Origin of the sequence: Bradyrhizobium sp. MOS003, from assembly GCF_003020125.1 — a bacterium.
In the GTDB taxonomy this organism is placed as follows: domain Bacteria; phylum Pseudomonadota; class Alphaproteobacteria; order Rhizobiales; family Xanthobacteraceae; genus Bradyrhizobium.
Map to the genome: position 1 here is coordinate 727,092 of NZ_PYFW01000002.1, position 16,370 is coordinate 743,461.

Consider the following 16,370-nt stretch of genomic DNA (forward strand, 5'->3'; position numbering starts at 1 on the left):
GCTGCGTGCCTCGCGCGAGCCGCAAGGGGGCCTACCTCTGTCGATCTAACCACACCCTCAGGAGGGGCCACAACATGTCGACCTACGTTCTCGTTCACGGGGCATGGCACACCGGTGCCGAGTTCGAGCCTGTCGCGGCACCGATCCGTGCCGCCGGGCACCAGGTCTACACGCCGACGATCAAGGGCAACCGCCCGGGCGATGCCAAGACGACGGGACTGAAGCAAGCGATTCAGTCGATCGCCGACTACCTTGCCGAAAACAATCTGAAGGACGTCATCCTGCTCGGCCATTCCTATGGCGGCATGATCATTACCGGCGTTGCCGATCTTGCTCCCGATCGCATCCGCCGCCTGGTCTACTGGAATGCCTTCGTGCCTAACAATGGCGAATGCCTCAACGACATGGTGCCGCCACACTATATCGGACTGTTCGACGCCATCGCGGCCGAACGCGGCGACGGCTCAGTGGTACTTCCCTTCCCGGTCTGGCGCGAGGCCTTCATCAACGATGCAGATCTGGAAACGGCGCAGCGCGCCTATAATGTCCTCAATCCGCATCCCCTGGCGACCTTTACCGACAAGATCACGCTCAAGACCAATCCGGCGGAGATGCCGCTGGCCAAATCCTACATCAACTGCACCGAAGACACCGCGATGCCGCACAGCTATGCGTGGCATCCGCGTCTGTCGGAAAAGCTCGGGCTATTCCGTCTCATCCAGGTGCCGGGAAGCCATGAACTCTGCTTCTCCGATCCGGCGCGGCTGGCCAAGGCCATCATGGAAGCGGGACGCGACTGACGTCCGCTCAATTCGGATGCCACCAGCGGCCGCCGATGACGACGCCTTCGGACGCGATCTTGCGGTCGCCGATCAAATGCTCGCCAACGACGTCCTCGTAATCGAACTGGCCTTGCCTGACCGTAACAAGCGTGGCGTCGCCGACGCTGCCCGGCTTGAGGCTGCCGAGCTCGGGGCGACGCAGCGCCATCGCGGCGTTCACCGTCGAGGCCGCGACCACATCCGGCAGCTCCATGCCCATGCACAGGAATTTCGACATGGTCGTGACCTGATCGTAGGCCGGGCCGTCGATGCAGAGTTGATGGATGTCGGAGGAGATGGTGTCCGGATAGAAGCCGTTGGCGAGCATGGCGCGCGCGGTCTTGAACGCGAACGAGCCCTTGCCGTGGCCGATGTCGAACAGCACGCCGCGCTCGCGCGCGTCCAGCACCGCCTTCTTCACCGTGCCTTGCGCGGTCGCCGGCGTGTTGGGAAAGGGGCGGAACGCATGGGTCAGCACGTCGCCGGGACGCAGACGCGCCAGCACATCTTCATAGCTCGGCGGCGGATGGTCGATATGCGCCATCAGGGGCATGCCGACCTCGCCCGCGACCTCGAGCGCGATGTCGAGCGGCACGGCGCCCGACGTTCCCGAGGAATGCAGGCCCACGCGCACCTTGATGCCGACGATGAGATCGCGATTGGCGTCCGCGACTTTCGCGGCCTCTATCGGATTCATCAGCCGCAACTCCTCGCTCTCGCCGACCATGATCCGGTGCGAGAAGCCGAAGATGCCGGCATGCGAGACGTGCAGATAGGCGAGGATGCGAACCTGGCTCGGCTCGATCACATGTTTGCGGAAGCCGGCGAAATTGCCCGGACCGGCGCTGCCGGTGTCGACCGCGGTGGTCACGCCGGAGAGCCGGCAGAATTCCTCGGCATCGATGCCGAGCGAAGTGCCGCCCCAATAGACATGGGTGTGGAGATCGATCAGTCCCGGCGTCACGATGAACTGCGAGACGTCGCGCACATCCGTGCCCGGATCGGCCTTGAGGCCTGCGCCCACGGCAGCCACTTTGCCGCCGGCAAAGGCGACATCGGTCACGGCATCGAGCTTCTGGGACGGGTCGACCACACGGCCGCCGCGCAGGATCAGGTCGAAAGGCATCATGGTCTCCGGATGGGCAGTAAGGCGCGGCCGACAGGTCGGCGAGGCCAGGAAGGAAGTCTGTTGCTTCTAGCAATTCCTGCGCCGGAGGGCCTGCCAATGGCGGCCATTACCGATGACAAAATGGCGATCCCGGCATGACTCGAACATGCGACCTACGGTTTAGGAATTAGTTGGCCACGGTTAACGGTGGTTAACTAAGTCCAACATTTGGAAGCTGGGCCGTGCCACAAAACGCCTATATTCCTTGCTATTAGACGTAACGTTAGCCTAAGTTGGCCACCATAGGTAACGACGTATAACACCGTGCGCCTGTTACCCGGATGTTACCCAGAAGGCGAGCGTGACCAAGTTTTTGACGGCAGCGGCAGTCAGGAAGATACGCGCGAGTACACGGCGCCTCGAAATTCCTGATGGGGGCTGCCGAGGCTTGCATCTTGTCGTGCAACCTTCGGGTCAAAAGTCGTGGGCGTTGCGCTACAGACGGCCAGACAAGCGAACTGCCAAATTGTTCCTCGGCACTGTATATGATCCTGACGTGGCAGAGCCCGAAACGCCTCCGGTCATTGGCGGTCATTTTACGCTCGCTGCGGCTCACCGGCTGGTCGCTGAATTGCGGCATCAGATCGCTCAGGGGCGTGACCCCGGTGCCGCTCATATAGCTACCCGCGAGCGCAACCGCGTCGTAAATGAAGATCGCGCTCGCAATACCTTCGATATTGCCGCCAAGGATTTCATTGAACAATACGCGAGCAAGAAAACACGTCGGTGGCGCGCCATGCCCGCTTATTGGGACTACCGGTGGGAGCCGCCAACGGGCGAGGGCAAATAAGCCGTTACCCCGCCCTGGGGGGCTAAAGAAACATTTGCCCCCCGATTTTAAAGTGGCCCTTAGTGCGCAACGTTGGCTAACGACGTTACCCCGCACAAGATCGGTGAGATTGTAGATTTCAGAGTCTCCGATATTCGCACGGATGAACCATTAGAAATCGACCTCGTCTTGATGGTCCATCATAAGGCTCGGTCGGCGTATAAGAATCTTCTGGCTCCCTGCATTGTCGAACACGCAGGATTGATCTTCGACAAGAACTCCAAAGCGGGATTTCCAGGGGGCCTCACTCAGCCAATGTGGGACGCGCTATCGGTCGACGAATTCTTGTCTCGAACAAATGCCTCAGGGGAACGGGCGATCGCTAGGTCCGTCGTTGGTTATTGTGACGGAAGACAGATAACGACTTTCGTCGGTGAAACACACGGGATTTTGGCAGCTAGCGCAAGGGGAGAGCGGGGGTTCTATTGGGACGTGCTCTTCTGCCCAGACGACGGCGGCGGGAAAACGTACGCCGAGATTGCAAGCTCAGGGCCGGATGGATTGAAAGAAAAGCTTCTCCTCTCGCAATCCACCAAAGCCCTGACGCTCTGCCGAAGTATCTCGAAGACCTCTAAGCTTGGGTAGTGGTTCTCGAAGTTCACGCGCGTTGCACGTTCGCGGTATGAAGACCGAATCTTGAGACGCCCGACGAGTGCGCCGCCTTCTTCGCTCAGAGCCACGATATAACGATCGTGCAGCCGCTCCTCCACGTTGAACACTCCGCCGAACAGCCAAGAGTCCGGTTCGTGATAAAATTGGATGAGCGAGAAGATCTTCTGACGATTGAATTCGTCACGAACCGGCCGATACTGCTGCCAACCTTGCCATTCGGCTTTGTCGCGCGCCCAAACCTCCAACGGCTGGTTGTGTCCGTTCCAACGCGCGAAGTGGAGCTTATAGATATCAGGCGCCGCTATCGGCCAAATATCCGAGAGCCTAACGGGTCGGGAAGCAAACAGGTCGAAACGAAGCAAAGGTTCAGAGGCGCTCATTAGCCTTCGACGCTCTCTTATGTGGCCACCATTACCGGCACACTACCTGAACCCATGCCACCCTTTGGTAAACACGGTAGGCCGCCGCCTGGCCAGGCGGGCTTATAAAACCAGCGCTAGAGAAAGCCGTTTTGGTTACCCCAGGCGTTACCCAGCTAGGCAAATCGACTAATTTGACCACCGGGAAATCGGGACAAGCCATTGTAATACTTGGCGATCCCGGGAAGACTCGAACTTCCGACCTACGGTTTAGGAAACCGCCGCTCTATCCGGCTGAGCTACGGGACCGCGGAACCCGCCGGTAAGGCGGGTTGCCTGGGTGTTCATATCAAAGCGAGGGCCAAACCGGAAGCCCTCGCCGCGATCAATGCAGCTGTCGGCGGGCGGGTCTACGCCCTGATATTATTGTCCTTCACCACCTTGCCCCAGGTCGCGACCTGCTTGTCGAAGAAGGTCTTGAAGGCGGCGCCGTCCTGGAGCAGCAGCGTCATGTGCTGGGTGTCCTTGAGCTGGGCGGCGGTCGCGGGCTCGCTCAGGATTTCCTTGGACGCTGCCGCGAAGGCTGCGACGACATCGGGCGGCGTGCCTGCAGGCGCGAAGATGCCCCACCAGGCCAGCGTCTCGAAATCCGGAAAGCCCGCCTCGATCGCGGTCTGCGTATCCGGCAGGGCCGGCAGCCGCTCGCGGCCGAGCTGCAGGATCGGATGCAGCATGTTGGTGCCGAGCTGGGCGGCGACCAGCGCCGCCGATCCCGCGATGAGATCGACATGGCCGCCGAGCACGTCGTTCATGGCCGGGCCGCCGCCGCGATAGGGCACGTGCATGATCTCGACACCGGCCTTGCTGCCGAGCACGGTCATGGCGAGATGGCCGAGCGTGCCGATGCCGACGGAGGCGTATTTCACCGCGCCCGGCGTCGCCTTGCAGGCCGCGACCACGTCGGCAAAGCTCTTGTAGGGGCGGCCGGCGCCGGCGGCGATCACATAGGGTGCGGTACCGATCAGCAGCACCGGCATCAGCTCGCGCTCGACGTCGACCGGCGGCTTGTCGAGGATCGAGGGGATCACCGCGTGGGAATCGAAGGTGACCAGGAACGAGGTGCCGTCCGCCGGGCTCTTGGCGACCTGAGCCGCGCCGAGCGCGCCGGCCGCGCCCGACTTGTTCTCGACCACGACGATGCGGCCGAGCTTGGTTTGCAGGCTGGCCTGCAGCAGCCGCGCCATCGCGTCGGTCGACCCGCCCGGCGGAAACGGCACGACAAGCGTGATCTTGCCGGCCTGTGCACGCGCCGGCGTCAATGCGAGAATGGCCGGTGCGGCCAGCAGCGCCCGTCGTGTGATCGTCATGGTCCCCTCCCTTTTGATTTCAGCGCCTGGCTTTTGCTCTGTGGCGCTGGAGCATGATCCGGAAAGCTTTGCAGCGGTTTTCCGTTAAGATCATGCTCGAAAAATAGATCTGGAGCGCAACGCGCTTCAGGTCGTTCCGAAGCCCGATCCCGCTTTCTTGTATTCTGGCCTTGGCGGACTGAAGATGTCCAGCACCCGGGCGCCGTCTGGGCCGGCGCGCATGGTGTGCGGCACATTGCCTGGGGTACGCCAGAAATCGCCCTTCTTCACCGCAATCTCCTCGTCTCCCTGAACGCGGATGGCGGAACCGTCGAGCAGCACGCCCCATTGCTCCTCGGGATGATGGTGCAGCGTGCCCTGCGCATGCGGCGCCAGCGTCACCACCGACAGCATCGCCTGCTCGCCGGAGAAGATGCGCGTAGTCACCCCCGCCGCGAGCTCGCGGAATAGCCCGTCGCTGGGATCATCGATATTGTGGAATTCTTCCTTCTGACTCACGCCAACCTCCCTTTCGTTCTCGCCTGATCAGGATTTTCCATAAGAGCCCTGATAGCGGCCCTCGCGGATCGCCTTCAGCGTCTCCTCCTCGCGCGCGACCTGGGCACGAACCGCCTCCAGCAGCGCCGCCGCGCCCGCGGCGGGAAACGACACCACGCCATCCTCATCGCCGACGACGATGTCGCCGGGCGAGATCACGCTGCCGCCGATCGTGACGGGCACGTTGATCTCGCCGGGACCGTTCTTGTAGGGACCGCGGTGGATCACGGCACGGGCGTAGCAGGGAAAATCGTCGGCCGCGAACGCCGCGACATCGCGGATCGCGCCGTCGATGACGTAGCCTTCGGCTTTGCGCCATTGCGCGATGTTCTTCATGATCTCGCCGACCAGCGCGCGGGTTTCGTCACCACCGCCGTCGACGACAATGACGTCGCCGGGGCCGACCAGTTCGAGCGCGCGGTGGATGGCGAGATTGTCGCCGGGACGGGTGCGCACCGTGAAGGCCGTGCCCACCAGCTTGGCCCCGCGATGATACGGCTTCAGCCCGACCGCGCCGGGGAGCCGGGCGAGATTGTCTGAAATGACCGAGGTCGGCGCCCCGCGAAAGCCTTCGATGATCCCGGCCGGCGGCTTGGGCACGCTGTTCGCTGCGATGGTGATCGTCATGTCAGTCCTTCCCCATGTGTCTTGAGCGAGTGTCTTGCGCGAGTGTCTTCCGCGAGTCTTGCGCGACGCGCCGTCTTACTCGGCCTGCGCCCGCGCCTTCGCCGGCATGATCCGGAAGGCACGCCCTTCCTTCATCCACGCTGCGCGCTCGTCGCGCAACAGGGTGCGGCGGACTTTTCCGGAATCATCGCGCGGCGGGGCGCCGACGAACTCGAAGCTTTCGGGGTGCTTGTAGCGGCTGAGCCTGTCCTTCAGGAACTCCGCCATGCCGTCGGCGATCGCCTGGCCATCGCTGTCCGGCTCCGGCTCGATGATGGCGTGCACGCGCTGGCCGAGCTCCGGGTCGGGCAACCCGACCACCACGCAGGAGCGCACGCCCGGCGCCTCGGAGACCGCAGCCTCGACCTCGGCCGGATAGATGTTGGCGCCGCCGCGCAAGACCATATCCGCGAGGCGGTCGCCGAGATAGAGATAGCCTTCCGCATCCAGCCGGCCGATATCGCCAAGCGATTCCCAGCCATCGCTGCGCCGCTTCGGCTCGGCGCCGAGATAGTGATAGGTGGCGTCCTTGCCGTCATTGTTGAGGAAATAAATCTCGCCGGTCTCGCCGGGTGCGACGTCCCTGCCATCCTCGCCGATGATGCGCAGCTTCGCCATCTCGCCGATTTTGCCGACCGAGCCCTTGTGCGTCAGCCATTCCGTGCCGGAGATGATGCAGGCGCCCTGCCGCTCAGTGCCGCCATAGAGCTCCCAGATCCGCTCCGGGCCGAGCCAGGCGATCCAGTTCTCCTTCAGCCAGGGCGGCATGGGCGCGGCCATGTGAAACACGGTTTGTAGGCTCGACAGATCATAGGCGTTGCGCACCTGCTCCGGCAGCGCCCAGATCCGGTGCATCATGGTCGGCACGAAATTGATCCATTGCACGCGCTCGCGTTCGATCTGCCGCAACGTCTCTTCGGCGTCGAACTTGGCAAGACCGGTGAGCTTGCCACCGGTGAACAGCGCGTAATGCGACACGATGAACGGCGCATTGTGATAGAGCGGCCCCGGGTTGAGCAGCGAAACCCCGAAGGGAATGTTCAGCGGCGGCGCGGCAACCGTGTCGGTCACGGCCGGCTGATGATCGAGGATCACTTTCGGCCGGCCTGTCGAGCCGCCAGAGGTCATGGCCTTCCAGTAGCGCGCCACCGGAGGATTGAGCGCCTCATCCGAAAATCCTTCCGGTACGAAATCGGCCGGCAAACGGTTCGGCGCATTCCAATCAGCCTCGCCGCCGACCACCAGCGCGGGCTTGAGAATGTCGAGCACGGCAGCGGCCTCGCCGCGCGGCAGCCGCCATGACAGCGAGGTCGGCGTCGCGCCACACTTCCACACTGCAAACGATGTCTCGAAGAACGCATTGCCGTTGGGAAGTCCGATCGCAACGAAATCACCGGGCTTGACGCCCTTGGCCGCGAACGCCCGCGCGCGCCGGTTGGCGCCGCGCTCGAGCTCATCCCATGTCAGCGTGTCCTGCCCATGGCGGATTGCGATCGTGCCTTGCGGTTTGCGTTCAGCGTACCAGCGCGGCACGTCGGACAGGGGCAGCAGCATCAGGCGTTTCCATTTCGTCTTCTTGGCGTCGCCTCGGGAGTGAGGCGATCGCGAGTCGAAGTGTAGCAGTTCGCCGGACTGCGGCGCTGTGACTCCCGCGCCACGTCAAGCACAAAATGTCAGCATCCCAGCCATGAATTTCCCGGGTTCCACGGGTGACAAGCCGGCGATAAAGAGGCAAAAATCCGGCTCGACTCAGTTCGGGTTGAGTTTGGCAAGGAATGCTCTCGTAGAATGTCGTCCGTGATCACATTGCGTCGTGCGGCGCTGCTTCTCGTTGCCGCAGCAGGGGTCTTTCTGCTGACGCACGCGCATGCCCAGGCGCAATGGTGGAAACGCGCGCCGGTCGACTTCGAGGAATGCGCCGACGCCGCCGAGAAGGCCGCGACCAAGGCCGAGAAAACCTCCGCGCTTGCCGATTGCAACGCCAAGTTCGCCGGCCGACGCAAGCCGGGCGGCGGCTACGCCTATTACGACTTCCTGCAGGATCGCACCTTCGACATCGCCGGCCCCAATCCGACGCCGGAGGAGCAGAAGAAGATCGACGCAGCCTATACCGCCTATCTCGCCAAGGAGCGCCGCAACAACGAAGCAGCAGAGGCTGCCGCCCGTCAGCAGCGCGAGCAGCAGGAACTGCAGGAACTGCAGGCACGGCAGCTCCAGCAGGTCGCTTTGAGAACCGACGTCGAGCGCGTGCCGATGCCGGTCGAACGGCCAAAGGTGCAACAGACCATCGGCCAGCGAAAGGGCGCGCCCTGCGCCAAGGGCTCGTTCTCCTGCGAATGGCCGCGGCTGTCGGAAGGCTTGAACGATCTGAAGAAGCTGTTCAATCCCGCCCCGAGCAAGCCGGCGAAGAAGAGCTGAGTCTCTTGCACTGACCTTTAGGGTGCGCAAAGGCACATAGCGCCGTGCCCGCCATTCATGTATGATTGAGAGAGTTGGTGGGCACGCTTCGCTTTGCCCGCATTAAGAGAGCGTCCACCTTACTTCGTGTGCTTCTTCTTGCTGTGCTTCGGTTTGACCACTGGTGCGTCCGGCGGCGTCGCCGTCGTCGGCGCCCCACTCAGCGCCTTGCGGCTCTCCTGCAGCCGCGCGTCATAGCCGGGCGAGTTCATGACCGTCGGCGGTCTGGCGTCAGCGAGCGTCGAGGCGCCGCAGAGCGCGGCGAGCGCGAGCCCAATCTTCGGCAAACAATGCCTCATGCCATGCTCCAACGTCCCTAGGCCATGCCGCGGATCTGCCGCGGCGTCAGACGCGGCGGACCGTTGCCGGCCGCCTCGGCTTCCCTGATCAGCGCAACAATGCGGCGCATCAGCGGCACGTCGACATGGTTTTTTTCGGCGAGCGCGATGACCGCTCCTTGCAGATAGTCGATCTCGGTCCTGCGGCCCTGTTTCAAATCCTGCCACATCGAGGAGCGCGCCTCGGGATCGATCTTCATGGTCCGCCCCAGGATCGCGTTGAAGATCACGTCGGGCAGCCGCAGCAGCGTCGGCGTCCAGTTCATCGGAATCGGCGTCGCCGAGACCGGTGCGATGCCGGCGGCCTTCAACGCGGCCAGCCCCTCGGCCATCTGATCGGCGAACAGCCTGCGCCAATCGCGGCTTGCCAGTTGCGCGGCAAGCGGCAAGTCGGACAATGCGCTGAGCGCGTTGTTGAGATTGATGATCAGCTTGCCCCATTGCACGCCGGTGATGTCACCGCTCGCGCGCACCGAGAGACCGGCCACCGAGAGCGCCGCGGCCGTGTTCGCCGCATCCTCTCCGACTTGGATGTCGCCGGAGGTCGAGCGGTGAAAACGGCCCTCGCCCATCGCGATCACGTTGAAGGGCACCATGCCGGCGAGCACGCGGCGGCCGCCAAGGCGATCCCGCAGCACCGCGACATTGCCAATGCCGTTCTGGAGCGAGACGATGACGGCATCCTCAGGCGCGTGCTGCGCGATCAGATCCGCGACATCGGCAGTGTCGGCGCTCTTCACCGTGACCAGCACGATGCCGGCGTTGTGCAAGATCGCGGGATCCTCCGACAGCGCGAGCTGGCCCGCATCCAGCTTCTTCTCGGAACCGTCGAAGCCGGTGAGCCGCAAGCCGAACCGCTCGATCTCGGCCTTCACCCGCGGCCGCACCAGCAGCGCGACACGGCGGCCCGAGGCGGCCAGTTGGCCTCCGACGAAACAGCCGATGGCGCCCGCGCCGGCCACCACGATCGGTCGATCCGTCATCACCTCGCCTTGCTCCCTGAACGATCCGCCTTCGATAGCAGAGGCAAGGGCAGCAACCAATCGGGTCGCATCGACTTGTAACGGTCATGAGCGCCCCATATGTTTTCGTCCCGGGGGCAGTCAGAGGCGATCGCTCGCCGCACGAGACGCCAAAGGAGAGCACCATGGGTCTACTCGACGTCCTCAACGGCATGCAGAACGGCCCGCGTGGCCCCGCCACGCCGAGCTCCGAGAAATCCTCCGGCGGCATGTCGCCGATGACCATGGCGATCATTGCCCTGCTCGGGTGGAAGGCCTTCAAGCATTTGACGGCCAGCCAGCCGGGCGCGGCACCGCAGCAGTCTCCGACGAACCTGCCCCCGCCAGTGAATACGGGTTCCGGCGGTGGTCTTGGAGGCGTGCTTGGCGGAGGCGGGGGTCTGGGTGACCTGCTGAAGGGCGGCCTCGGCGGCCTGCTCGCGGGCGGCGCGGCCGGATCCGTGCTGAGCGGCGGCCTCGGCGACCTCCTCAGCCAGCTCCAGCAGGGCGGCCACGGCGAGACCGCGAATTCCTGGGTCGGCAAGGGCGAGAACAAGCCGATCGCGCCCGGCGACCTTGCAAGCGCACTCGGCGCCGACCAGATCGAGAGTCTGTCCGCCCAGAGCGGCCTGCCGCGCGACGAATTGCTCAACGGCCTCAGCCAATATCTGCCGCGGGTGATCGACCACCTGACGCCGGACGGACGGCTGCCGACCGAGCACGAGCTCTCGGGCAAACTTTGATCGGACCTTCGAGCGACGCGCTTTCGGGAAGGGGAGCACACTCATGAGCATGGGCGGCCTGTTGTGGATCATCGTCGTCGGCTTTATCGCCGGCCTCATCGCGCGCTGGCTCGCGCCGGGGCCGAACAACCCGAGCGGCTTCATCCTCACCACCATCCTCGGCATCGCCGGCGCGTTTCTGGCCACCTTGATCGGCCAGGCCATCGGCCATTACGGCCCCGACCAGGGTGCCGGCTTCATCATGGCCACGCTCGGCGCGGTGGTGGTGCTGTTCATCTGGCACCGCCTCGTGGCGAGTGGCGTGATCAGGGGATAGCGACAAGGCGCAAACGGAGAGGGGCACACGGCCTACTCACTCCGTCATTGCGAGGAGCTCTTGCGACGAAGCAATCCAGACTGTCCCCGCGGACTTTTTCTGGATTGCTTCGCTTCGCTCGCAATGACGATCTCACGTAATCAAATGCATCCCCGCATCCATGCGCACGACCTCGCCGGTCATGTTGCTGGAGGCCGGCATCGCCAGGAAGCAGACCAGCTGCGCGATGTCCTCGGCGGTCGAGGCCACCTTGAGCGGCACCTTCGCCACCACGCTGTCGCGCACCTGCTTGGCGCCGGCCTCGCCGCGGCCCTTGGTGAACCAGGGCGTGTCGATATAACCGGGGCATACCGTGTTGACGCGGATCAGCGGCGCCAGCGCACGCGACAGCGACAGCGTCATGGTGTTGAGCGCGCCCTTGCTGGCGGCATAGGCGATCGACGAGCCGACACCGCTGATGCCCGCGACCGAAGATACATTCACCACTGCCGACGGACGCCCCGAAGCCTTCGCCCCGGCCTCGAGCAGGCTGCGCGCGGCACGCACCATCTGGAACGGGCCGATGGTGTTGACCCCATACAGGCGCTGGAAATCTTCCGCCGACAATCCGTCGAGGTCGGCGTGAGCAACATGCTTGGTGGTGCCCGCATTGTTGACGAGAATGTCGAGCCGGCCCCAGCCGCTGGCGGCCGCGACGATCCTGCGGCAATCGTCATCCTTGGAAACGTCGCCCTGCGCGACCAGCACCTCAGCCGCGCCGGCCTTGCGGCAGAGCTCGGCGGTGGCCTCGGCTTCCTTCTGGCTCGATGAATAGTTGATGACGAGCCGCGCCCCGCTCCGCGCGAGAATCTCCGCGGTTGCCGCACCCAGCCCGGATGCAGACCCCGTCACGATTGCGCACAGACTGTCTTTTGCCATCCGGATTTCCTCTTCCCCGATATTGAATTTCCGGCACCTTGTTTAGCGAGTTTGCCGCGCCCTGCAAATCGAGCAAACTCCGCTAAGCGGAATTAGCCTCCTGTTGATCCTTGCCCATGCCTTCGCTGCAGGTTGACCTGCGATCAACGCTTGTCAGGGCCATGGCTTTTTCGGATCATCGGGCGCAAGAAGACCTGCGCGGTTCGCTCAACGAGGCGGGACGCGCCAACGGCAAAACACGGGGAACGCTGTGGCGGAGAGTGACAACATCGTCGTCGAGACCGCGGAGAAGATCTTCGCCGATCTCGCCGATCCGCAAACCATCAACAACGACAAGAAGAATGCCTGGCAGGCGCCGCTGTGGCAGGCGCTGAGCGAAGCCGGCCTGCCATTGTCCTGGGTGCCCGATGATCTCGGCGGCTCCGGCGCGAGCCTCGCCGACGGCTTTGCGCTGCTGAACGCCGCCGGCCGCTTCGCCGTCGCGGTTCCGCTGGCAGAGACCATGCTGGCCGGCTGGCTGTTGGCGCAGGCGAAGATCGCATCGCCCGAGGGCGAGATGACGGTGTTGCCGGCGTCGCCGAAGGACCGCATCACCCTCGATTCCGACGGTTCGCTCTCCGGCCGCGCCCGCGGCGTGCCCCATGCCAAGGCGGCAAAGCATTTTGCGGTGCTGGCGCACGGCAAGGATGGCATCTCGATCGCGCTGGTCGATGCCGGCAAGGGCCGCATCGAATCCGGCCTCAATGTCGGCTACGACCACAGCGACACCGTGACGCTCGACAAGGTCCAGCCCGTCACCCGCAAAGCCGCGCCGAAGGAGTTTGACCAGACCACGCTGATGCTGATGGGCGGCGTTGCGCGCAGCCTGCAGATCGCGGGCGCGCTGGAGTCCATGCTCGACATCTCCGTGCGCTATTCCAACGAGCGCGTCGCCTTCGAGAAGAAGATCTCCAAGTTTCAGGCGGTGCAGCACAATCTGGCGCGCCTTGCCGGCGAATCCGCCGCGGCCCTCGCGGCTGCGACGTCGGCAGCCGACGCCATCGCGAACGCGACGGCTTTCAACGACGAGGTCTATCTCGAAGCGGCCTCGGCAAAGATTCGCTGCGCTGAAGCCGCGGAAAAAGGCGGCGCCATTGCGCATCAGGTGCATGGCGCGATCGGCTTCACCAACGAGCACATCCTGCACCGCTATTCGCTGCGGGCGCTGGCCTGGCGCGACGATTTCGGTTCGGAAAGCCATTGGGCCGTCGAGCTCGGCAAGCTGGTCGCCACCAGAGGCGCCGACGAATTGTGGCCGCTCGTGGCGTCGCGCTGATCAGGGAGAGAAACACATGACCGCTGCCCTCCGTTTCGACCCGATCCGCCTGCCCGAAAAGTGCGAGCAGTTGCGCAAGGAAGTGCGCGCGTTCCTCGCCGAGGAGATCGCCGCCGGCACTTTCGACCCGCATAAGCCCAACCGCGAAGACACCGACGCGCCGGAATTTTCCCGCCGCGTCGGCGCCAAGGGCTGGCTCGGGATGACTTGGCCGAAGAAATATGGCGGCCAGGAGCGCTCCTTCCTCGAACGCTACGTGGTGACCGAGGAGATGCGCGTCGCCAACGCGCCGACGCGGCGCTTCTTCGTCGCCGACCGCCAAAGCGGACCGGTGCTGATCAAATACGCGCCTGAGCATATCAAGATGGACATCCTGCCGCGCATTTGCCGCGGCGAGATCTGCTTCGCCATCGGCATGAGCGAGCCGAACTCCGGCTCCGACCTATTCGCGGCGAAGACGCGCGCGACCAAGACCGACGGCGGCTATCTCATCAACGGCACCAAGATCTGGACCTCGTCGGCGCACATCGCCGATTACATGATCGCGATCTTCCGGACCTCTCCGCCGACCAAGGAGAACCGTCGTCACGGCCTCACACAGTTCCTGGTCAAGATGAAGCAGCCGGGCATCAAGGTGAACCCGATCGGCCAGATCACCGGCCAGTACGAGTTCAACGAAGTCGTCTTCACCGACTTCTTCGTCCCCGACGATCACGTGCTCGGCGAAGTCGATGGCGCTTGGAAGCAGGCAACCAGCGAACTCGCCTATGAGCGTTCGGGCCCCGAGCGCTTCCTCGAGACTTATTACGTGCTGACCGAGCTGGTCCGCGCTGTCGGCCCCAATCCGGATACGCGCAGCGCCGAAGGCATCGGCCGTCTCGTGGCGCAGCTTCACACCATGCGGCGCATGTCGGTCTCGGTCGCCGGCATGCTGCAGGCCGGCAAGGAGCCGGTGGTGGAGGCTTCGATCGTCAAGGACATCGGCACGGTCTGGGAGCAGCAACTTCCGCATCGCGTGCGGGATCTCGCCGCCTTCGTCGAGGAGACCGCGACCAACCGCGAGACGCTGGAGCGGCAGCTCGACTTCGCCATCAAGACCGCGCCGAAACTCACCATCCAGGGCGGCACCACCGAAGTGCTGCGCGGCATCATCGCCCGCGGACTTGGTTTGCGCTAATTCAATCGAGGATCACCATGAGCACCTATACAGATATCGGCGTCGAGAAGGTCGGGCATGTAGGCACCATCGAGATCCGCCGCCCGCCGTTGAACTTCTTCGACATCTCGCTGATCAACCAGATTGCGGATGCGCTCGATGAGTTCGACCGCGACATCGAGATCCGCGCCTCGGTTCTCTCGGCGCAAGGCAAGGCTTTCTGCGCCGGCGCAAACTTCGGCGACCCGGCGCGGCAGGCGCAGGAAGCGCGTGAAGCCGAGAAGAAGGGTGACCCTGCCGACAATCTCGGCCCGATCAACCATCTCTACATCCAGGCCGTGCGCATCTTCCGCGCCAAGAAGCCGATCGTCGCCGCCGTGCAGGGTGCCGCCATCGGCGGCGGCCTCGGCCTTGCCGTCTCGGCAGACTTCCGCGTCACCTGCCCCGAAGCGCGCTTCTCCGCGAACTTCACGAAGCTCGGTTTCCATCCCGGCTTCGGCCTGACGACGACGCTGCCCGAGCTGATCGGCAAGAACAACGCCGAGCTGATGTTCTACACCAGCCGCCGCGTCACCGGCGAAGAGGCGTACAAATGGGGCCTGGCCAACGAGCTGGTGCCGCAGGACCAGGTCAAGGCCGCCGCGATGAAGCTCGCCGGCGAGATCGCCGAATGCTCGCCGCTCGGCCTGCTCTCGACCCGCGCCACGATGCGCGCAGGATTGGCCGACCGCGTCATGGCCGCGACCAATCACGAGCTCGGCGAGCAGACCCGGCTGCGCGCGACGGAGGATTTCAAGGAAGGCGTGAAGGCGACGGAAGAACGGCGCACGGCGAACTTCAAGGGGCGGTGAGAGCTTTCTTCCTTCTCCCCCTGTGGGAGAAGGTGGCGCGAAGCGCCGGATGAGGGGTCTCTTTCCACGTGAGACACTTCCTGCGCGGAAAGAGACCCCTCACCCTTCTCGCCGCTTCGCGGCGATCCACCCTCTCTCACAAGGGGAGAGGGAAAATCTGCCCGCTCACTCAGCTCAGGCGGAACGTCACCCCGCCCAGCAAGAACTCATTGCCTTCCACCGCAACCCCTCGCGCCTTCGCGGCATCCAGCACGCGCGCGACGTCGGTCACGCGAAACTCCAGCGCACTCATGATCTCGCTTGCGCCCTTGACGAAGCGGAAGGTCGCATTGGGCAATGTCAGCTCGGCACCTCCAGGCGCAATGCCGATGATGTTGCCCCAGTGCTCCGCGAGACCTTGCGGATCCGGGCTCTGCATCTCCACTGCCGTCAGCGCCTGCGTCACGTCCTTGCGGATGAATTTCTGCCAGTCCGGCCCGGCCGGCGGATAGGGCCCCAAAATATCGTCGCTGCCTTCGGTGTGGTTGAACTCGATGAAGGCGGCGCGGCAGTCGCGGGGGTGGAGCTGCACGCCGTGATAGGGCGCGTGGTCGATGACGTTGGCGGTGCGCACGCCCATCGCATTGGCATTGCGGCCGCGCTCGTCGGGATCATTGCAGCAGAAGATCGCCATGTAGCCGCCGCGGCCGCCGGTCTTTTCGATGAAACGGCCGGCCGTGGTGCCGTCCTGGAAGGGTGCGACCACCTCCAGCAAGATCGTGTCGACCGGCAGCAGCGCATTCTCCAGACCGTATTTCGCGACGTTGCCGTCGCGATAGCAGACAGCGAGGCCCATGATCTCCGCGATGTCGGAGATGACGGGCGCGAGTTGCGGCGCGACCAGACAGATCTGCCGCAAGCGCAGATAGGGCGCCAT

At 64.1% G+C, this 16,370-nt stretch carries 18 protein-coding genes and 1 tRNA gene; 9 read left to right on the forward strand and 10 right to left on the reverse strand.

Annotated features, from left to right (window positions below; translation table 11 throughout):
* Positions 1-74: 74 nt before the first annotated feature.
* Positions 75-800: an alpha/beta fold hydrolase gene (locus C7G42_RS13920; protein ID WP_106949499.1), complete on the forward strand. Its 726-nt coding sequence runs from the start codon at positions 75-77 to the stop codon at positions 798-800.
* A 7-nt stretch (positions 801-807) separates the two neighbouring features.
* Here the strand turns inward: C7G42_RS13920 and C7G42_RS13925 are convergent, their stop codons facing one another.
* Positions 808-1,947, reverse strand: a complete 1,140-nt coding sequence (locus tag C7G42_RS13925; RefSeq protein WP_106949736.1) for an amidohydrolase/deacetylase family metallohydrolase — start codon at positions 1,945-1,947, stop codon at positions 808-810.
* Between the two features lie 343 nt (positions 1,948-2,290).
* Here C7G42_RS13925 and C7G42_RS13930 point away from each other — a divergent pair, with 343 nt between their 5' ends.
* Both C7G42_RS13930 and C7G42_RS36315 read left to right on the forward strand, forming a co-directional pair.
* Complete coding sequence (locus C7G42_RS13930; RefSeq protein ID WP_106949500.1) at positions 2,291-2,779, forward strand: Arm DNA-binding domain-containing protein; 489 nt, start codon at positions 2,291-2,293, stop codon at positions 2,777-2,779.
* Positions 2,780-2,950: 171 nt separating this feature from the next.
* The gene (locus C7G42_RS36315; RefSeq protein WP_502694208.1) at positions 2,951-3,403 is read left to right on the forward strand and encodes a non-canonical purine NTP pyrophosphatase; all 453 of its coding nucleotides are present in this window, start codon (positions 2,951-2,953) and stop codon (positions 3,401-3,403) included.
* Positions 3,404-4,021: 618 nt separating this feature from the next.
* Here the strand turns inward: C7G42_RS36315 and C7G42_RS13940 are convergent.
* The 5 genes from C7G42_RS13940 to C7G42_RS13960 form a co-directional block, all read right to left on the reverse strand.
* Positions 4,022-4,098 (reverse strand) — tRNA-Arg (locus C7G42_RS13940).
* Between the two features lie 101 nt (positions 4,099-4,199).
* Entirely contained in the window at positions 4,200-5,156 is a 957-nt protein-coding gene (locus C7G42_RS13945; RefSeq protein ID WP_106949502.1) for a tripartite tricarboxylate transporter substrate-binding protein, read from the reverse strand.
* A gap of 126 nt (positions 5,157-5,282) precedes the next feature.
* On the reverse strand, positions 5,283-5,654 hold the full coding sequence (locus tag C7G42_RS13950; RefSeq protein WP_094890889.1) for a dimethylsulfonioproprionate lyase family protein: 372 nt from the start codon (positions 5,652-5,654) through the stop codon (positions 5,283-5,285).
* Between the two features lie 27 nt (positions 5,655-5,681).
* On the reverse strand, positions 5,682-6,320 hold the full coding sequence (locus tag C7G42_RS13955) for an RraA family protein (protein WP_094973431.1): 639 nt from the start codon (positions 6,318-6,320) through the stop codon (positions 5,682-5,684).
* A 75-nt stretch (positions 6,321-6,395) separates the two neighbouring features.
* Positions 6,396-7,913, reverse strand: coding sequence for an AMP-binding protein (locus C7G42_RS13960; RefSeq protein WP_106949503.1), 1,518 nt, complete (start codon positions 7,911-7,913; stop codon positions 6,396-6,398).
* Between the two features lie 234 nt (positions 7,914-8,147).
* Between C7G42_RS13960 and C7G42_RS35285 the strand changes: the two genes are divergently transcribed.
* On the forward strand, positions 8,148-8,777 hold the full coding sequence (locus C7G42_RS35285) for a hypothetical protein (RefSeq protein ID WP_199580890.1): 630 nt from the start codon (positions 8,148-8,150) through the stop codon (positions 8,775-8,777).
* 119 nt (positions 8,778-8,896) lie between these two features.
* Here the strand turns inward: C7G42_RS35285 and C7G42_RS13970 are convergent, their stop codons facing one another.
* Both C7G42_RS13970 and C7G42_RS13975 read right to left on the reverse strand, forming a co-directional pair.
* Complete coding sequence (locus C7G42_RS13970; protein WP_106949504.1) at positions 8,897-9,115, reverse strand: hypothetical protein; 219 nt, start codon at positions 9,113-9,115, stop codon at positions 8,897-8,899.
* A 17-nt stretch (positions 9,116-9,132) separates the two neighbouring features.
* On the reverse strand, positions 9,133-10,140 hold the full coding sequence (locus C7G42_RS13975; protein ID WP_106949505.1) for a 2-dehydropantoate 2-reductase: 1,008 nt from the start codon (positions 10,138-10,140) through the stop codon (positions 9,133-9,135).
* A gap of 161 nt (positions 10,141-10,301) precedes the next feature.
* On the opposite strand from C7G42_RS13975, the gene C7G42_RS13980 reads away from it, so the two are divergent.
* Both C7G42_RS13980 and C7G42_RS13985 read left to right on the forward strand, forming a co-directional pair.
* On the forward strand, positions 10,302-10,898 hold the full coding sequence (locus tag C7G42_RS13980; protein ID WP_106949506.1) for a YidB family protein: 597 nt from the start codon (positions 10,302-10,304) through the stop codon (positions 10,896-10,898).
* Between the two features lie 43 nt (positions 10,899-10,941).
* Positions 10,942-11,214: a GlsB/YeaQ/YmgE family stress response membrane protein gene (locus tag C7G42_RS13985; RefSeq protein ID WP_199580891.1), complete on the forward strand. Its 273-nt coding sequence runs from the start codon at positions 10,942-10,944 to the stop codon at positions 11,212-11,214.
* Between the two features lie 132 nt (positions 11,215-11,346).
* Here the strand turns inward: C7G42_RS13985 and C7G42_RS13990 are convergent, their stop codons facing one another.
* On the reverse strand, positions 11,347-12,132 hold the full coding sequence (locus C7G42_RS13990; RefSeq protein WP_106949507.1) for an SDR family NAD(P)-dependent oxidoreductase: 786 nt from the start codon (positions 12,130-12,132) through the stop codon (positions 11,347-11,349).
* A gap of 250 nt (positions 12,133-12,382) precedes the next feature.
* Between C7G42_RS13990 and C7G42_RS13995 the strand changes: the two genes are divergently transcribed.
* From C7G42_RS13995 to C7G42_RS14005, 3 genes are read left to right on the forward strand one after another with little or no spacing between them, the layout of a single operon-like run.
* On the forward strand, positions 12,383-13,447 hold the full coding sequence (locus C7G42_RS13995; RefSeq protein WP_106949508.1) for an acyl-CoA dehydrogenase family protein: 1,065 nt from the start codon (positions 12,383-12,385) through the stop codon (positions 13,445-13,447).
* A gap of 16 nt (positions 13,448-13,463) precedes the next feature.
* A complete protein-coding gene (locus C7G42_RS14000; RefSeq protein ID WP_106949509.1) occupies positions 13,464-14,624 on the forward strand; it encodes an acyl-CoA dehydrogenase family protein in 1,161 nt (386 codons plus the stop codon).
* Positions 14,625-14,641: 17 nt separating this feature from the next.
* The gene (locus tag C7G42_RS14005; protein WP_106949510.1) at positions 14,642-15,454 is read left to right on the forward strand and encodes an enoyl-CoA hydratase/isomerase family protein; all 813 of its coding nucleotides are present in this window, start codon (positions 14,642-14,644) and stop codon (positions 15,452-15,454) included.
* A gap of 169 nt (positions 15,455-15,623) precedes the next feature.
* On the opposite strand, the gene C7G42_RS14010 is transcribed toward C7G42_RS14005, so the two are convergent.
* The gene (locus C7G42_RS14010) at positions 15,624-16,370 is read right to left on the reverse strand and encodes a VOC family protein (RefSeq protein ID WP_199580892.1); all 747 of its coding nucleotides are present in this window, start codon (positions 16,368-16,370) and stop codon (positions 15,624-15,626) included.